The sequence below is a fragment of the Corynebacterium sp. TUM25015 genome, from assembly GCF_056393505.1.
In genome coordinates this window covers 658,287-673,376 of record NZ_CM150783.1, presented here as the reverse complement: position 1 = coordinate 673,376, position 15,090 = coordinate 658,287, and the positions used below count along the sequence as shown (strand labels likewise).

The following is a 15,090-nucleotide window of genomic DNA, read 5'->3' as shown; positions in this document are numbered from 1 at the left end:
GTGCTTGTTCGGCACTTTGTTGTTACTCGTTCAGATTTTTGTGCAATTACGACAGTAGCCTAGCGGTTTTAACCGCCAGGCTACTTGGACTTACTTGTTGGGCTTTCCGTAGACGACTTACTTAGAGTCGGCTTCCGCCTTCGCGGTGGCCTCGGCAGACTCTTCTGCCTCTTCCTCCACATTGCGGTCCACGGCCACCAACTCGTTGCCCTTCGCCAGGTCCACAAGACGTACGCCCATCGTCGCACGGCCACTGTTGCGGATCTGGCGCACCTCGGTGCGGATTACGCCGCCGTTGGAGGTCATGGCCAGGATTTCGTCGTCGTCGTTGACGGTCAGCGCGCCGATCAGCTTGCCGCGCTTCTTGTCGTACTTAAACGCGACCACACCCAGGCCACCACGGCCCTTCGACGGGTACTCCTCCATCGGGGTGCGCTTGCCGTAGCCGCCAGAAGTAGCCACGAACAAGGAGGAGTCTTCAGCCACGACCGTCAGCGCCAGCAGCTGGTCTTCCTCACGGAATCGCATGCCCTTCACACCAGCAGTGGCTCGACCCATCGGCCGCAGCGTGGAATCATCCGCGGTGAAGCGCATGGCCTGGCCCTCTTCGGAAACCAGCAGCAGATCATCCTCGGCGGTGCACAGCTGGGCGCCGACCAAGCGATCGCCCTCGTTGAGGTTGATGGCGATGAGGCCACCGGAACGCGCCGTATCGTAATCCGTCAGACGGGACTTCTTCACGCGACCATGTGCGGTGGCGAGCACCAGATACGGGGCATCCTCGTAAGACTGAATCTGAATGACCTGTGCGATCTGCTCACCCGGCTGGAACTCCAGCAGGTTGGCCACGTGCTGACCACGAGCGGTACGAGTAGCCTCCGGCAGCTCGAAAGCACGCAGGCGGTATACCCGGCCGAAGTTCGTGAAGAACATGATGGTGTCGTGCGTCGAGCAGACGAAGAAGTGGCGCACCACATCGTCCTGCTTCAGCTCGGCTCCGCGCACGCCCTTACCGCCGCGACGCTGGCTGCGGTAGCTATCCACCTTCGTGCGCTTCGCATAGCCGGTGGAGGTAATGGTGACGACCACGTTCTCGCGGGCAATGAGGTCTTCTTCGGACACATCGCCGGACGCTGCGATGATCTGGGTGCGACGCTCGTCACCGTACTTTTCTACGATCTCCTGCAGCTCAGTGCGAACGATCTCGCGCTGACGCTCCGAGGATGCCAGGATCGCCTTCAGGTCGGCGATGGTCTCTTCCAGCTCTGCCAACTCGTCGATGATCTTCTGGCGCTCCATGGCGGCCAGGCGACGCAGCTGCATTGCCAGGATGTGATCGGCCTGCACCTCGTCGACATCCAACAGGTCGATCAAGCCACTGCGGGCCTCATCCACCGTCGGGGAACGACGGATCAAGGCGATAACCTCATCCAGCATGTCCAGGGCCTTCACCAGGCCACGCAGGATGTGGGCGCGCTTCTCGGCCTCGTCCAGGCGGTACTGAGTACGGCGAACGATCACGTCGATCTGGTGATCTACGTACTGACGCAGCATCTGGTCCAAACGCAAAGTACGCGGCACGCCGTCGACGATGGACAGCATGTTGGATCCGAAGCTGGTTTGCAACTGGGAGTGCTTGTACAGGTTGTTCAGCACCACGCGCGGTACAGCGTCGCGCTTCAGGGTGATGACGATGCGCATGCCAACGCGGTCGGAGGATTCATCGTCGATCTTGGAGATGCCGGCGATCTTGCCATCGCGGATCTGCTCCGCAATCGAGGCCACCAGGTTGTCCGGGTTCACCTGATAAGGCAGCTCAGTGATAATAATGACCTGACGGTTGCCCTCTTCCTCAATGCTGGTCACACCACGCATGCGGATCGAACCACGGCCAGTGCGGTAGGTGTCTTGGATGCCCTTGTCACCGACGATCAGGCCAGCGGTTGGGAAATCCGGTCCCTTGACCCGCGCGATGCAGGCTTCCAGTGCGTCCGCCTCTTCCGCCTCCGGGTTGTCGAGCAACCAGTAGATGGCTTCTGCCAGCTCGTTCAGGTTGTGTGGCGGAATGTTCGTGGCCATGCCCACGGCGATGCCGCCGGAGCCATTCATCAGCAGGTTCGGCACGCGGGACGGCAGCACGGTCGGCTCGGTGGTTTTGCCGTCGTAGTTGGGCTGGAACTCGACGGTGTTCTCACGAATATCGCGCACCATCTCCATCGCCAGGGGCGTCATGCGGCACTCGGTGTAACGCATAGCGGCCGCGCCATCGTTACCGCGGGAGCCGAAGTTACCCTGACCGTCTACCAGCGGGTATCGCATAGACCATGGCTGTGCCAGGCGCACCAAGGTGTCGTAGATCGCGATGTCGCCGTGCGGGTGGTAATTACCCATCGTGTCAGCGACGGGCTTTGCGGACTTCACGTAGCTGCGCTCGGGGCGGTAGCCGTTGTCGAACATCGCGTAGAGGATGCGCCGGTGCACGGGCTTAAGACCATCGCGGACTTCGGGCAGGGCGCGTCCGACGATCACGCTCATGGCGTAATCGATGTAGCTGGACTTCATTTCCTCCTGCAGATCGATCGGTGTGACTCGATCGAAGAGGTTGTCGCTACCGTTATTGTCGTCGCTCACTGTTTTGAGAAGCCTTTCTGTTTAGCCTTCAGACCTATCTATTCTACCCCCTAGTTGCGGGTTTACTGTGCTTTGGAGGCTTTGTGACGCCACGTTTCCCGCCCGTTGAGGTGAATTCGAGATGTCGCATAGGTAAATAACCGTTAAACACGCGCGGAAGCTCCATTCTCGTGCTGCACGGCAGACAAACCAGGAGTTAGATCAAAGATGTTAGAGCACTGACCCTATTGCAGCCATAGTCGATTCGCAGCTATGACCGCTATCGCAAGAGGAAACCCCAATCATGAACTCTCCTAAGCCCCTCACCGCTTTTCGCAAGGTCGCGTCGATGGCCGCCTCCAGCGCCCTGCTGCTTACTGCAGCCACCGGTGGCATGGGCGTTGCTGCCGCCGACGACGCTCAGGCTAAGCCGAAGACTCCCATCGAACACGTCGTTGTCATCTATAGCGAGAACATCTCCTTCGACCACTACTTCGCCACCTACCCCAAGGCCGCAAACAAGGACGGCGAAAAGCTACAGTCCAACGACCAAAATGCCCCGAAGTTCAAGGCGAAGAAGGACACCCCGAAGGTCAACAACCTGGCTAGCGAAGATCTCCTAGGCAAGAACAACCCCAACTCCGTTAAGCCTTTCCGACTGGGACCAGATCAGGCCGTCACCGTGGACCAGAATCACGAATACTCTGCGCTGCAGGAGGCCTTTAACAACGGCAAGATGGACAAGTTCCCGGAGACCGTCTCCACCGACGTGGATAAGGACAACGAGGGTCTATACGCCCGCCCGGGCATGACCATGGGCTACTACGACGGCAACACCGTCACGGGTCTGTGGAACTACGCGCAGCACTACGCCATGAACGACAACAGCTACTCCACCATCTTCGGCCCGTCGACCCCCGGCGCGCTGAACCTGGTAGGCGCCACCGTCGCCGGCGCGACCATCCACGATCCATCAAACGGTGAGCAGGTAAAGATCAAGCCGGGCGAGTCCGACGAATTCGCCGGCGTATCCAAGGACGGCAAAACCGTTACCGTCGTAGGCGACCCGGATCCGCTGTACGACGACTGCTCCAACAGCTCTTCCTCCAAGACCGACGAGGTAGCTGCGCTGCACAACAAGAACATCGGTGACCAGCTAAACGAGAAGGACATCACCTGGGGCTGGTTCCAGGGTGGCTTCCGCCCGACGGAGAAGGCCACGGACGATGCCCGCGCTCGTTGCGGCGCCACCCACAAGACCCTGACCGGCCAGGAGAAGACAGACTACAACCCGCACCACCAGCCATTCCAATACTTCGCCACCACCGCCAACCCGCACCACCTGGAGCCCAGCAGCCCGGACATGATCGGCAAGTCCGACCAGGCCAACCACCAGTACGACCTGCAGGATTTCGATACCGCCCTGGAGAACAACAACCTGCCGGCCGTGAGCTACCTGAAGGCCTCCAACTACCAGGACGGCCATGCGGGCTACTCCAACCCACTGGATGAGCAGGCCTTCATGACCCACTACATCAACGAGATCCAGAACTCTGATCAGTGGAATTCCACCGCCATCGTCATCGCCTACGACGACTCCGATGGTTGGTACGACCACCGTGCCCCGAAGGTTCTGAATGGCTCCAAGGACACGACCAAGCTGGAGGAAACCGGAAAGCCGATCGACTCCAAGATCTGCACCACTGCAGCCAAGAAGGTCGGCGTAGCCGGTGACGAGAACGGCCAGTGTGGCCCGGGTACCCGCCAGCCGATGCTGGTTATTTCCCCGTACTCCAAGGTCAACCACGTGGACAGCACCTACACCGAGCAGACCTCGGTGACGAAGTTCATCCAGGACAACTGGGAGCTGGGCCGCCTCAGCGAGCACAGCTTCGATAACCGCGCGGGCAAGCTGGACAACATGTTCGACTTCGACAATGCCAGCGCCGAGAAGCTGTTCCTCAACGAGACCGATGGCACCGTCGCCAAGGACTACGACTCCATCGAGCGGGTGGATGACAGCGACCGCGCGGGCGAGAAGCTGAAGGACGTCGCCGAGGGTATGAACGACCCGAAGGTCACGGAGAAGGACGTGCAGAACGCTGCAGCTTCCAACAGCAAGAACAATGCTGCGGGTGGATCCGATGACTCCAACCACCTCGGTGCCTGGCTGGGCATGGGCGCAGTAGCCGTAATAGTACTGGGCTTCCTCACCTGGATCTCCAACCGCAAGGGCGGATCCGAGAGCTAGAACTAATAGGCGCCATTATTAGCCACCATCGGTACCAGCTATGACCTCCCCTGAATCATCGGATCGACCCCGCCCGCGGCGGCAGCCCGCCCGGGTTGTCGCAGCCCTCGCCGTGGCCTCTGTCTCGGCGAGCGCATTGCTGCTATCCGGCTGCTCTAGCGAGGATAGCGACAACGGCACTGGCGGCAACGGCACAAACGCTGACGCCGACATTCACATCAAGAGCCGCCGCGCCTGCCCCTCCCCCGGCGATCTGCACGGCGACCTCAACCACATCCGAGTGACCAACACCGCGGACGCCTCCACCACGGTCTACGTCGCCGACCAGGAGGGTTTCGCCTACCAGACCCTCGAGCGCGTCGGCAGTTCCGCCACCCGCTCCTGGTCCGTGAAGCTGACCGACGGCACATACCACCTGACCTGCGTCTTCCAGGGTAAAAAGGCGATCTCTAGCGACGAGTTTAAGGTCACCGATTCTTCTCTTCGTGACGCCCCAAAAATGAAACCGATCACGGAGAAAGAGGTCACGGCCGTATCCATCGCCCATGCGCGTGCACAAAAACCTCAGGTGCGCGACTGGGTGTCTAAAGACGACGCGCTGTTGCGCGCCGTGCGTTCCGGCGACCGCACAGCCGCCAAAGAAGCCTGGAAGACAGCTTACCTGGCCTACCGCAGGCTAGATGATTCCAACCACGAGTGGCCTGGGCCGGTGGATGACATCGCGGACTTCGGCACCAGTTCGAAGGCCAACGGCAATCAGGCCAAGGATCTTTCGGGCTATCACCGGCTGGAGTGGGGACTGTGGCACGGCGCGTCCATGGGCGATCTACTCGACCCAGCCGAGAATCTGAACGAAGACGTCCACGAAGTGGCGGACGGCATCGAGCATTTTGCGATCTTCGCACCCAATTATGGCCTGCGAACACACGAGGTCACCGAGGAGGTCGAACGTTTCGACCTAAAGAGCCACAACGATTTTGGAGCACACATCACGGGCAGCGCAGTACGGGCCGCCCTTTATTCCACCCGCTCTACCCTCGAACCACTGCGCGAACTGGTAGAAGACCGCGGGGCAGAGCTGCACGAATTGGATCGGCAACTGGATCGGACGGACAAGGTAGCCAAGAAGATGGCCGCTAAATACGACGGAAAGAAACCCTTCACCGCGTGGGATCAAGCCGATCAGCGAGAGTTGGGGGCGGCCATCGGCGAACTAAACGAACTGCTTGCCCCGCTGGCAACCATGACCGTGATCAGGAGGATGTAGTGAACTGTCCTTTTCATTCCCGTGCCACCGCAGACGACCACGGCGAGCAGAAAAACCGCCCCGGAGGCGCCCGGGTTTCGAGGCGCACAATGTTGGGCGGAATGCTTGGCTTGGCTGGAGTGGGTGGCGTCACTACCCTTGCAAAAACCGGCGCCACCGCCGAGGAATACCACGACAACGACGACGATCTGCCCGACTATCCGTTTGAAGGCGAGCACCAGCAGGGCGTGATTACTCCACCGCAAAAAGAGCTGATTATCTGCGGTTTAGATGTACTCGCGGAGGGACGCGAGGGGCTAAAGAACCTGCTGCAGACAATCACCAAGCGGGCGCGCGTGCTGACCACCGGTGGGCCGGCGGCGCCTGATGGGATCGCATACCCAGCGACGGATTCCGGGGAGCTGGGCGAGGACGTGCCGGTGGACGGACTGACGATCACGCTCGGGGCAGGTGCAACACTATTCGACGAACGCTTCGGGTTGAAGGCCAACAAGCCGAAACACCTCAAGACCATGAAAGCCTTCGCTGACGACTCCCTGGATCCCGCTTATTGTCACGGCGACCTGGTGATCCAGATTTGTGCACACAACCGGGACACGGCAATGCACGCGCTCCGCGACATTCTGCGCCACACGCGCGGGGCGATGGCGGTGCGGTGGCGCCAGTCGGGATACCAAAACCCGCCGCGTCCGAGCGGTACCCAACGCAACCACCTGGGGTTTAAGGATGGAATCGTCAACCCGAAGCCCGAACAGCACGATGAGTTGGTGTGGGCAGGCACCGACGAGCCGAAGTGGGCAGCCGGTGGCAGCTACATGGCCGTGCGTCTAATTGTGATGCTGACGGAGTTCTGGGATCGCATTTCCATCGCGGAACAGGAGCAGATCTTCGGTCGCGAACGATTCAGCGGCGGACCGCTTTCCGGTGGCGACGAGTGGGAGGAGCCAAACTACCTCGATGACCCTACAGGTGATGTGATTCCGGTGGATGCACACATTCGCCTAGCAAACCCACGCACCGAGGAGACAGCGAACCAGTTGATGCTCCGGCGCGCCTATAACTATGACAACGGCGTGTTGGACAATGGCACGCTGGACGTAGGTTTGGTGTTTGTGTGCTTTCAGCAGGATCTTCAGCGGCAGTTTATTACCGTGCAAAAGCGGCTCGAGGGCGAGCCTTTGGCGGATTACATCCGCCCGTATGGAGGTGGGTACTTCTATGTATTCCCAGGGGTCGCCGCGAAAGATGACTTTCTAGGGAAAGGCCTTTTCACTCCTCCATACGGGGGTAAATCAAAGTGATTGTTGTCAACATTTGCGTATATATGCAAGATCGCGCTGACCAGCTTATTCCGTGAGCAAGTGTTTATAAATCGGCCTGAAGAGGCACTTTTGTAATTCTTAGCACTGCTAAATACCTTGGCAAAGATTATTTTAAAAATGTCAAACGTTTCACCCCCAATGCCACATCTCGGCTACACACGAAAACACAGGAGAATGACATGAAGCTGTCCAAGAAGATCACCGCTACCGCCGCTGCTGCCGCACTGGCTTCCGCAGCCCTGCTGACCCCTGTCGCTAACGCTCAGACCGCTGAGGGCGGCACCGGCACTCCGGAAGCTCCAGCTGAGGGTGGCACCGGCACTCCGGAAGCTCCGGGCGAGAACGGCGCAAACGACCCGGTCAACGACGACAACAACCAGGACGGCGCAAACGGCTCCTCCAACATGAGCAAGGAAAACAAGATCGCTGCTGGCGTCGGCGGCGCCATCGTCGGCCTGGGCGTTCTGGGTGCAGTCCTGGGCAACGCCGGCGACAAGGCCGAGGAAAAGAAGGACGAGAAGAAGGACGACGCCAAGGCTGAAGCACCTAAGGGTGAGAAGAAGGACGACGCCAAGGCTGAGGCTCCGAAGGGCGAGGGCGACATGAAGGGTGAAGAGGCTCCGGCCGCAGACGCACCTGCCGCTGAAGCTCCGGCCGCAGACGCACCTGCCGCTGAAGCTCCGGCCGCAGACGCACCTGCCGCTGAAGCTCCGGCCGCTGAGCGCAATGTTCAGCTGGCTAACACCGGTGTTAAGCCGGAGATCTCCATCCTGGCTGGTCTGGCTCTGATCTCCATGATCGCGGGTGCTTGGATGATGTTCTCCCGCCGCGAGGCATAAAGAACTCTCCTACTAAAACCCGTGCTCTCCTACCGGGAGCGCGGGTTTTGTTTTACCTCCTAGGCGGAGATCTCGCGCCAGAACGTCTCCAGCCGATCCGACACTACCTGCGGTTCACGCGCCCAGCGATTGTGTCCCAGCCGCGCGTCGAGTTCCTCAATCGTCACCATGTCCGCAGGCAACTCTGCCCCCAGGTGTTCTGCGGAAGCAAGTGGGCAGTCCTCGTCATTCGTACAGCGGGTGAGCAAGACAGGAATACGAACAGCTTTCTTAGCTTCTTCGTAATCCATATCCTGATCCGCCAGTTTGTGCAGACGGTTGGTGTGCCCATAGCGGAACCACTCGCGCAACTGCACGCCGGACTGACGCCCATAACCCGCTAGGTCCAAAAAACCCGCAGGCTGATAGCCGAATAACAGAATATTCAGCATGATCTGGTACGTTCCGAAACGCAATCGCGCGTATTGCTTCCCCTTAAAGCCCCGGTAGTAAGGCGTTCCAGAGCCGACACCCATCATGCCGTGAATCCCCAGCTCCTTAGCTTCAGGCCTAGCTAGGAACAGCGAGCCGATCTGTCCACCCATCGAATGGCACAGCATAAGCGTCGGGTGATTCATATTGACGCCCAACGCTTCCTTTGCGGCGCGGATCGTTCGGGGATAATCCCCAGAGGCCAGGTGGTGATAACCCCACTTATGCTTCCGAGTGGCTACCGCCGTAGATGTACCCTGGCCGCGCAGTTCACCGGAGATCACCGCATAGCCGCGGTCGGCCAGCTCCCATGCAATGGGGTCGTAGTACCGCGCGCCCATTCCAAAACCAGGCCAGATCACAATGAGGGGACGAGTACGATCCCACCCAGCATTCACCAGATCCTGCTCGGGATTCTCAGCGGAGCTGGAGGCGGTGGCGTCATTAACAACCTTCTCCCCTACCCGTGGGGTGCCGGGCAGGAAGATACGCATCTGCGAGGTTGAGTCGTCGGCCATCGTGACTGGCACCAGAGTGGGCTGGCGACGTGCCGGCGTGGAAGTGTACTTCGCTTGGGGTTTCGAATCGCTCACAACATTCGATTAAACAACAAATAAGCGCACGTCGCGGGGTATTCAGGCGATGGCCTGTTCACGCTCACCATTTCGGTGGGCGTTCGTGATGGCCTCGGTGAGGTGACGGCGCAAATCCACTACCGCTTCGGCGATGCGGGCTGGAGCTAAACGTCCAGGAAGCGCACGTCGCGGGCGTTCTTAGTGATGAAGCTGCGGCGTGCCACAACATCATCACCCATCAGCACGCTGAAGATCTCATCGGCGGCAGCAGCATCTTCCAGATCCACGCGGCGCAGCGTACGTACCGTCGGATCCATGGTGGTCTCCCACAGCTCCTTGGCGTTCATCTCGCCCAGACCCTTGTAGCGCTGGATGCCGTCATCCTTGTTGATCTTGCGTCCCTGTGCCAAGCCTTCTTCCAACTGCTCGTCACGCTCGCGATCACTAAAGGCAAAGCCCGGCTCGCCCTTAGCCCATTTCAATTTGTACAGCGGCGGCTGGGCCAGGTACACGTAGCCCTCCTCCACCAGAGGACGCATAAAGCGGAACAGCAGGGTCAGCAGCAGGGTGGCGATGTGCTGGCCATCCACATCGGCGTCGGCCATCAGCACGATCTTGTGATAGCGCAGCTTTTTAATATCGAACTCGTCGTGAATACCGGTGCCCAAAGCCGTAATGATGGCCTGAACCTCATTGTTCTTCAGCACCTTATCCATGCGTGCCTTTTCCACGTTCAGGATCTTGCCGCGTAGCGGCAGGATGGCCTGGTACATGGAATCGCGGCCGGACTTAGCGGAACCACCTGCAGAGTCACCCTCCACGATGTACAGCTCGCTGAGCTTCGGGTCACGCGAACGGCAATCGGCCAACTTGCCCGGCAGGCCACCGATATCGGAGGCCGACTTGCGGCGCACCATGTCGCGAGCCTTGCGTGCGGCATCGCGTGCGTGGGCAGAAGCGACTGCCTTGTCGATGATGGCCTTTGCCTCTGCTGGGTTCGCATCCAACCAATCGGCCAGGTGCTCGTTCACAGCCTTCTGCACAAAGCCCTTGATTTCGGTGTTTCCAAGCTTGGTTTTCGTCTGACCCTCGAACTGCGGGTCGCCAACGCGAACGGAAATGACGGCTGCTAGACCTTCGCGCACATCATCACCGCTGAGCTTCGGATCCTTTGCCTTCAGCAGCTTGTGATCACGAGCATAACGGTTCATCAACGAGGTCAAGGCCGCGCGGAAACCTTCCTCGTGGGTACCGCCCTCAAAAGTATTGATGGTGTTAGCGAAAGTGTGAACAGACTGGCTAAATCCACTGTTCCACTGCAGGGCAACCTCAACCTCGTGATCCTCGCCGACCGCTTCGAAGGAAACAATCGTCGGGTGGATCGCGGTGCGCTTCCGGTTGATGTACGCAACGTAATCCTTCAGACCCTCTGGGTAGTGGAATACGCGGGTGCGCGGCCCCTTCTTCTTTTCAGCCTCTGCAGCCTTCTCCTCCGCGGACTTTGGAGCTGCGGCATCCTCTGCTGCGCTCTCCAGCTCCTCATCGTCCTCAAGATGTTCGCGCTCATCAGTCAACTTGATGGTCAGACCCTTATTTAGGAAAGCCATCTCCTGCAGGCGCTTAGCCACCGTGTCGAAGTTGAACTCAACGGTTTCAAAAATCTCTGGATCCGGCCAGAATCGCTGTGTCGTGCCGGTGCCCCGAGCCTTTTTTACGCGCTGCAACTCCTCAGGCACAGCCGCGTTGAAGTTCTGGAGCCACAGGTAGCCATCGCGCTTAATCTCGGTCTCCATGTGAGTGGACAGGGCGTTAACCACTGAAATACCCACACCGTGTAGACCACCGGATACTGCATAAGAGTCCGAGTCGAACTTGCCGCCTGCGTGCAGCTGCGTCATAACTACCTGCACGGTCGGCGGGCCGGTCGGGTGATCCTCCACCGGGATACCACGGCCATCGTCGATGACCTCTACGCCACCGTCGGCCAATAGCGTTACGCTAACTTCCTTGGCATAACCTGCCATGGCCTCGTCGACCGAGTTGTCCACAACTTCCCACACCAGGTGGTGCAAGCCACGCTCACCGGTGGAACCGATGTACATGCCGGGGCGCTTTCGAACGGCCTCCAGGCCTTCGAGGATCGTAATCGAATTCGCGCCGTAGTCGCTCTGCTTCTGTGGTTCAGCCACGGTGGGTCAAACTCCTTCTCTCGCGCGTAAATAACCACCCTATTCTAGCGCGTTGGAGGCCAAAAGGTGCCATTGGACAGGCCGTTTGGGCCATTCAGAATCAGTTGATACTCCCAACTGACTTATCCGAAGTCATCCCGTGGCCCCCGCCCCTGCACGCGGAGCTTGCCATACTTCGGCCTCTGAATATTGGGACCCACAATGCGAAGTTGAGCCACCACATCCTCCCCTGCACGCTTCGCGATCGCCTGCAGAATCACAGTCTGCATATAACGCAGCTGGGTAGTCCACGGAGTCGAATCGCACTCAATTACCAGCACCTGCGAGTCCTCTTCATAGCGCACAGGCCGAGTGTGTTCGGCAATTTTGTCACCCACAAGCTCTGGCCATGCATTCATAATCCTGGCAACGCTTACTCGCTGCTGCCAACCTTGCCGTTTGATCTCTAACCCAATCAACGAGCCAAAACGCTTCGGATCCCGATAGCTGCGATCTAATCGGCCATCCATTCGGGTCTTGTATCTTGTCGGCCCACCCGGTGTTTTCTTCTTCTTTTTTCGTGGTGACGCCACCATCGGCAACTCGGCCTGGGGAGAACCGCCCGCCTGTTTCATAGCATCGAGGGCTTGCGCAACAGGATCAATCGACACTGTCTTCGCCACCCTTCACCGCTTTGTCAGACACTTCTTGAGGTTGAGCTTTCAACTCCTCAATAGTGTAAATCTGCGCAACATCCCGCAAGGCCTCGGGAATGTCCTCATCCACTGCCGCCGTGATCAACACTTGCTCAGCGCTGGAGATGAGGTTGACGAGATGGTGGCGTCGAGAAGCATCGAGTTCCGCAAAAACATCATCGAGAATAACGACGGGCTCGACCCCATCACCGCGCTGCATAAAAAACGCAGCGAGGCGCAGCGAAAGAGCAAAAGACCATGATTCACCATGAGATGCGTATCCCTTCGCCGGTTGATGACCCAGCATCAGGTTAACGTCATCGCGGTGGGGGCCAAGAAGTGTGGTACCACGCTCGACCTCCTGGGGACGCTTCGTGGCGAAGGCTTGCAGCAAGGTAGCCTCGGCAATCTCCGGGCTAAGCAATGCGGTGGGCTGGTCGGGTTCGCTCACACCTAGATGAATTCCCAGTTCGGTCAACTCCGCGTCGATGGTGGACGTATAGGACATGTGCGCCGGACGCGACTGTGGTGCCAACGATTGGTAGGTCTGCTGCAAATGTGGAGCTAGATCGTGGACGATTTGCACGCGTGCAGACATGATCTGTCCACCCAATGCGGCCAATTGGCTATCCCAGACATCAAGGGTGGCCAACGCAGATTCCGCGTCGGCCTTGATCTCCTCGGATAGGTTGTGGCTAGCTCCCTTCGGAGCACCGACAACAAGGCGCAGGGCAAAAGCAGACTGCCGGAGAAGTGCATTGCGCTGTCGTAGAGCTTTATCATAGTCCGCCTTAACCGCCGCCAGGCGCGGGTAGCGGGCAATCATGATTGTGTCCAAGAAATGGCGACGTTGCTCCGGCTCGCCTCTAATCAAGGCCAGGTCTTCTGGCGAGAACAACGTCGTTCGCACCACACCCAGCAGATCACGGGGGGATTTCATGGCCGTGCGATTAATGTGAGCGCGATTCGAACCCCGAGCGCGAATGGCGAGGTGGGCTGTGAGTTCGCGGCCATTGTTCACGGCCGTGGCGGACACATTGGCGATGTCTTCACCGCGTCGCACAAGGGCTGCGTCCGAGTTCACACGGTGGGAACTGAGGTGTGCAAGGTAACCGAGTGCCTCAACGATATTGGTCTTTCCGTAGCCATTGGGCCCAGAGAAGATCGTAATACCAGGGCTAAGCTGCAGGTCGAGTTCCTCCCACGACCTGTAATTGCTCAGACGGAGATTGGAGACGTACACAGTTAGCTAAAGGCTTGCCTTGGTTTTCGTAATTTCGGGATCAGCCCGGCAGGCGCACTGGCATCAGCAGGTAGGTGAAGTCCGTTTCCGGGGTAGCGAAGTTCCCCTCAGCGTCTGCTTCCGGCAACTCGCCTGGATCGGGGAGAAGAATCGCGGGTCGAGAAGCCATGGTGAAACCGAAGACCACGCGCGGAGTGTGGATGGCCGCCAGCCCCTCCTTGAGGTAACTGGGGTTAAAGGCAATAACCAGTGGTTCGCCGGCAAAAGCACAATCCAAGGTTTCCGTTGCGGAGCCAACATCGCTACCGCCTGCAGAGAGCGTAACGGTGTTGTCCTTGAAATCCATCCGAATCTGCGAGTTCCGCTCAGCGACGATGGAGACGCGCTTGATGGCCTCTTGCAGAGGAGCAATTTCCACACTTGCCAAAGCCGTGTGCGTCTTAGGCAGCAGTGGGCGGAACTTCGGGAATTCTGCATCCAACAGGCGTGTCGTGGTGTGACGCGATTCAGTGGAAATACCCAGAAGGCCATCTGCACCAATATCTTCGCCTGTACCGACGGCAATCTCGATTGGATCCGTGTTGGCCGGATCCATGGAACGGGCGGTATCTGCCAGAGTCCGAGCTGGAATCAATAGCTTTGCCTGCGCATCAGCCTGAGCGGGATTCCACTGGAAGTTGCGGACGGCCAGACGGAAGCGGTCGGTAGCAACCATAATCACATCTTCGCCGTCGATTTCTACGTGTACTCCAGTAAGCATTGGCAACGTGTCATCACGACCAGCTGCAACAGCGACCTGCGCAATAGATTCAGCAAAGAGGTTTGGATCGATAGTGCCTGTGACATCCGGCAGATCCGGTAGTACTGGATAATCCTCGATCGTCATTGCCGGGAGCTCGAACTTGGACTTACCAGTTTTCAGAGTCACAGTCGTGCCATCGAACTCGATATTGATTGGCTTGTTAGGCAGGGAGCCGACAATATCGGAAGCCAGTTTTCCGGCAACCAGAATCTTTCCGGGCTCGTTGACCTCGGCGTTGATGCGTACTCGGGTAGAGACCTCACGGTCGAATCCGGAAAGTTCCAATCCCTCGTCATCGGCAACGATCATCACACCGCGCAAGATGGGTTGGGTGGGCTTGCTGGGAAGGGAGCGGGCTACCCAACCGAGGGCAGATGCGAAGTCATCCTTGGGAACAATGAAACTCACTGTCTGGCTATCCATGCTCAATCTAACTTCCGTGTCTTCGTCGTGCTCGAGCGTCTCGTTCTTCTCGAGGTTCGTCTGATCAAGATTAACCCACAAGCTCTATTTCTGTTTATTCCCTTTTATTTAGAGAGATAGCAGTCGTAGTAGGTGTTGTGGATCCTGTGCACAAACCCTAATCCATGCATGTCAGGACGTGGGTTCGGATGTTGATACGTCGGTGGATGAACTGTGAATAACGCATTTGCAATGTGGATAACTCGGTTGCCCTGCGAGTTGTACACAATCTGTCCACTGCTGTTTACCCAGTTTAGACGCAGTTTTCCCCAGGGTTCATTGGGCTGTGGTGTGAGCCACCCAACTCTCCATGCTGATTTCGAGAATTCTTAAGACACATCGTTGCTACCCCTTGAATTACAAGTTTGGAATTACATCTGTGGAA

10 protein-coding genes are annotated in these 15,090 nt (G+C 58.4%); 4 read left to right on the top strand and 6 right to left on the bottom strand.

Annotation, left to right across the window (positions count from 1 at the left end):
• Window positions 1-117: 117 nt before the first annotated feature.
• Window positions 118-2,631: a DNA gyrase subunit A gene (gene gyrA / locus AC06DS_RS03080; protein ID WP_477100962.1), complete on the bottom strand. Its 2,514-nt coding sequence runs from the start codon at window positions 2,629-2,631 to the stop codon at window positions 118-120.
• A gap of 283 nt (window positions 2,632-2,914) precedes the next feature.
• Here gyrA and AC06DS_RS03075 point away from each other — a divergent pair, with 283 nt between their 5' ends.
• The 4 genes from AC06DS_RS03075 to AC06DS_RS03060 all read left to right on the top strand — a co-directional run bounded on the left by AC06DS_RS03075 (window position 2,915) and on the right by AC06DS_RS03060 (window position 8,289).
• On the top strand, window positions 2,915-4,861 hold the full coding sequence (locus AC06DS_RS03075; protein ID WP_477100961.1) for an alkaline phosphatase family protein: 1,947 nt from the start codon (window positions 2,915-2,917) through the stop codon (window positions 4,859-4,861).
• 40 nt (window positions 4,862-4,901) lie between these two features.
• Window positions 4,902-6,128, top strand: a complete 1,227-nt coding sequence (locus AC06DS_RS03070) for an EfeM/EfeO family lipoprotein (protein WP_477100960.1) — start codon at window positions 4,902-4,904, stop codon at window positions 6,126-6,128.
• Window positions 6,129-6,217: 89 nt separating this feature from the next.
• Window positions 6,218-7,429: an iron uptake transporter deferrochelatase/peroxidase subunit gene (gene efeB / locus AC06DS_RS03065; RefSeq protein WP_477100959.1), complete on the top strand. Its 1,212-nt coding sequence runs from the start codon at window positions 6,218-6,220 to the stop codon at window positions 7,427-7,429.
• Between the two features lie 200 nt (window positions 7,430-7,629).
• Window positions 7,630-8,289 carry a cell surface protein gene (locus tag AC06DS_RS03060; RefSeq protein WP_477100958.1) on the top strand — a complete coding sequence of 220 codons (660 nt, stop codon included), beginning with the start codon at window positions 7,630-7,632 and terminating at the stop codon, window positions 8,287-8,289.
• Window positions 8,290-8,348: 59 nt separating this feature from the next.
• On the opposite strand, the gene AC06DS_RS03055 is transcribed toward AC06DS_RS03060, so the two are convergent.
• From AC06DS_RS03055 to dnaN, 5 genes are all read right to left on the bottom strand, one after another.
• Window positions 8,349-9,353, bottom strand: coding sequence for an alpha/beta fold hydrolase (locus AC06DS_RS03055; protein WP_477100957.1), 1,005 nt, complete (start codon window positions 9,351-9,353; stop codon window positions 8,349-8,351).
• 146 nt (window positions 9,354-9,499) lie between these two features.
• A complete protein-coding gene (gene gyrB / locus AC06DS_RS03050; protein ID WP_448307912.1) occupies window positions 9,500-11,524 on the bottom strand; it encodes a DNA topoisomerase (ATP-hydrolyzing) subunit B in 2,025 nt (674 codons plus the stop codon).
• Window positions 11,525-11,646: 122 nt separating this feature from the next.
• Complete coding sequence (locus tag AC06DS_RS03045; protein ID WP_293792278.1) at window positions 11,647-12,174, bottom strand: DciA family protein; 528 nt, start codon at window positions 12,172-12,174, stop codon at window positions 11,647-11,649.
• The gene (gene recF, locus AC06DS_RS03040; protein ID WP_477100956.1) at window positions 12,164-13,441 is read right to left on the bottom strand and encodes a DNA replication/repair protein RecF; all 1,278 of its coding nucleotides are present in this window, start codon (window positions 13,439-13,441) and stop codon (window positions 12,164-12,166) included. Before recF ends, AC06DS_RS03045 begins: the two co-directional genes overlap by 11 nt.
• Before the next feature lie 40 nt (window positions 13,442-13,481).
• Window positions 13,482-14,666 carry a DNA polymerase III subunit beta gene (gene dnaN / locus AC06DS_RS03035; RefSeq protein ID WP_473963783.1) on the bottom strand — a complete coding sequence of 395 codons (1,185 nt, stop codon included), beginning with the start codon at window positions 14,664-14,666 and terminating at the stop codon, window positions 13,482-13,484.
• Between the last annotated feature and the right edge of the window lie 424 nt (window positions 14,667-15,090).

Excerpts from the sequence above, each read along its gene's own strand:
- efeB (WP_477100959.1), top strand. The coding sequence starts at position 6,218 with ATGTTGGGCGGAATGCTTGGCTTGGCTGGAGTGGGTGGCGTCACTACC.
- AC06DS_RS03060 (WP_477100958.1), top strand. The coding sequence starts at position 7,630 with ATGAAGCTGTCCAAGAAGATCACCGCTACCGCCGCTGCTGCCGCACTG.
- AC06DS_RS03070 (WP_477100960.1), top strand. The coding sequence starts at position 4,902 with ATGACCTCCCCTGAATCATCGGATCGACCCCGCCCGCGGCGGCAGCCC.
- AC06DS_RS03075 (WP_477100961.1), top strand. The coding sequence starts at position 2,915 with ATGAACTCTCCTAAGCCCCTCACCGCTTTTCGCAAGGTCGCGTCGATG.
- dnaN (WP_473963783.1), bottom strand. The coding sequence starts at position 14,666 with ATGGATAGCCAGACAGTGAGTTTCATTGTTCCCAAGGATGACTTCGCA.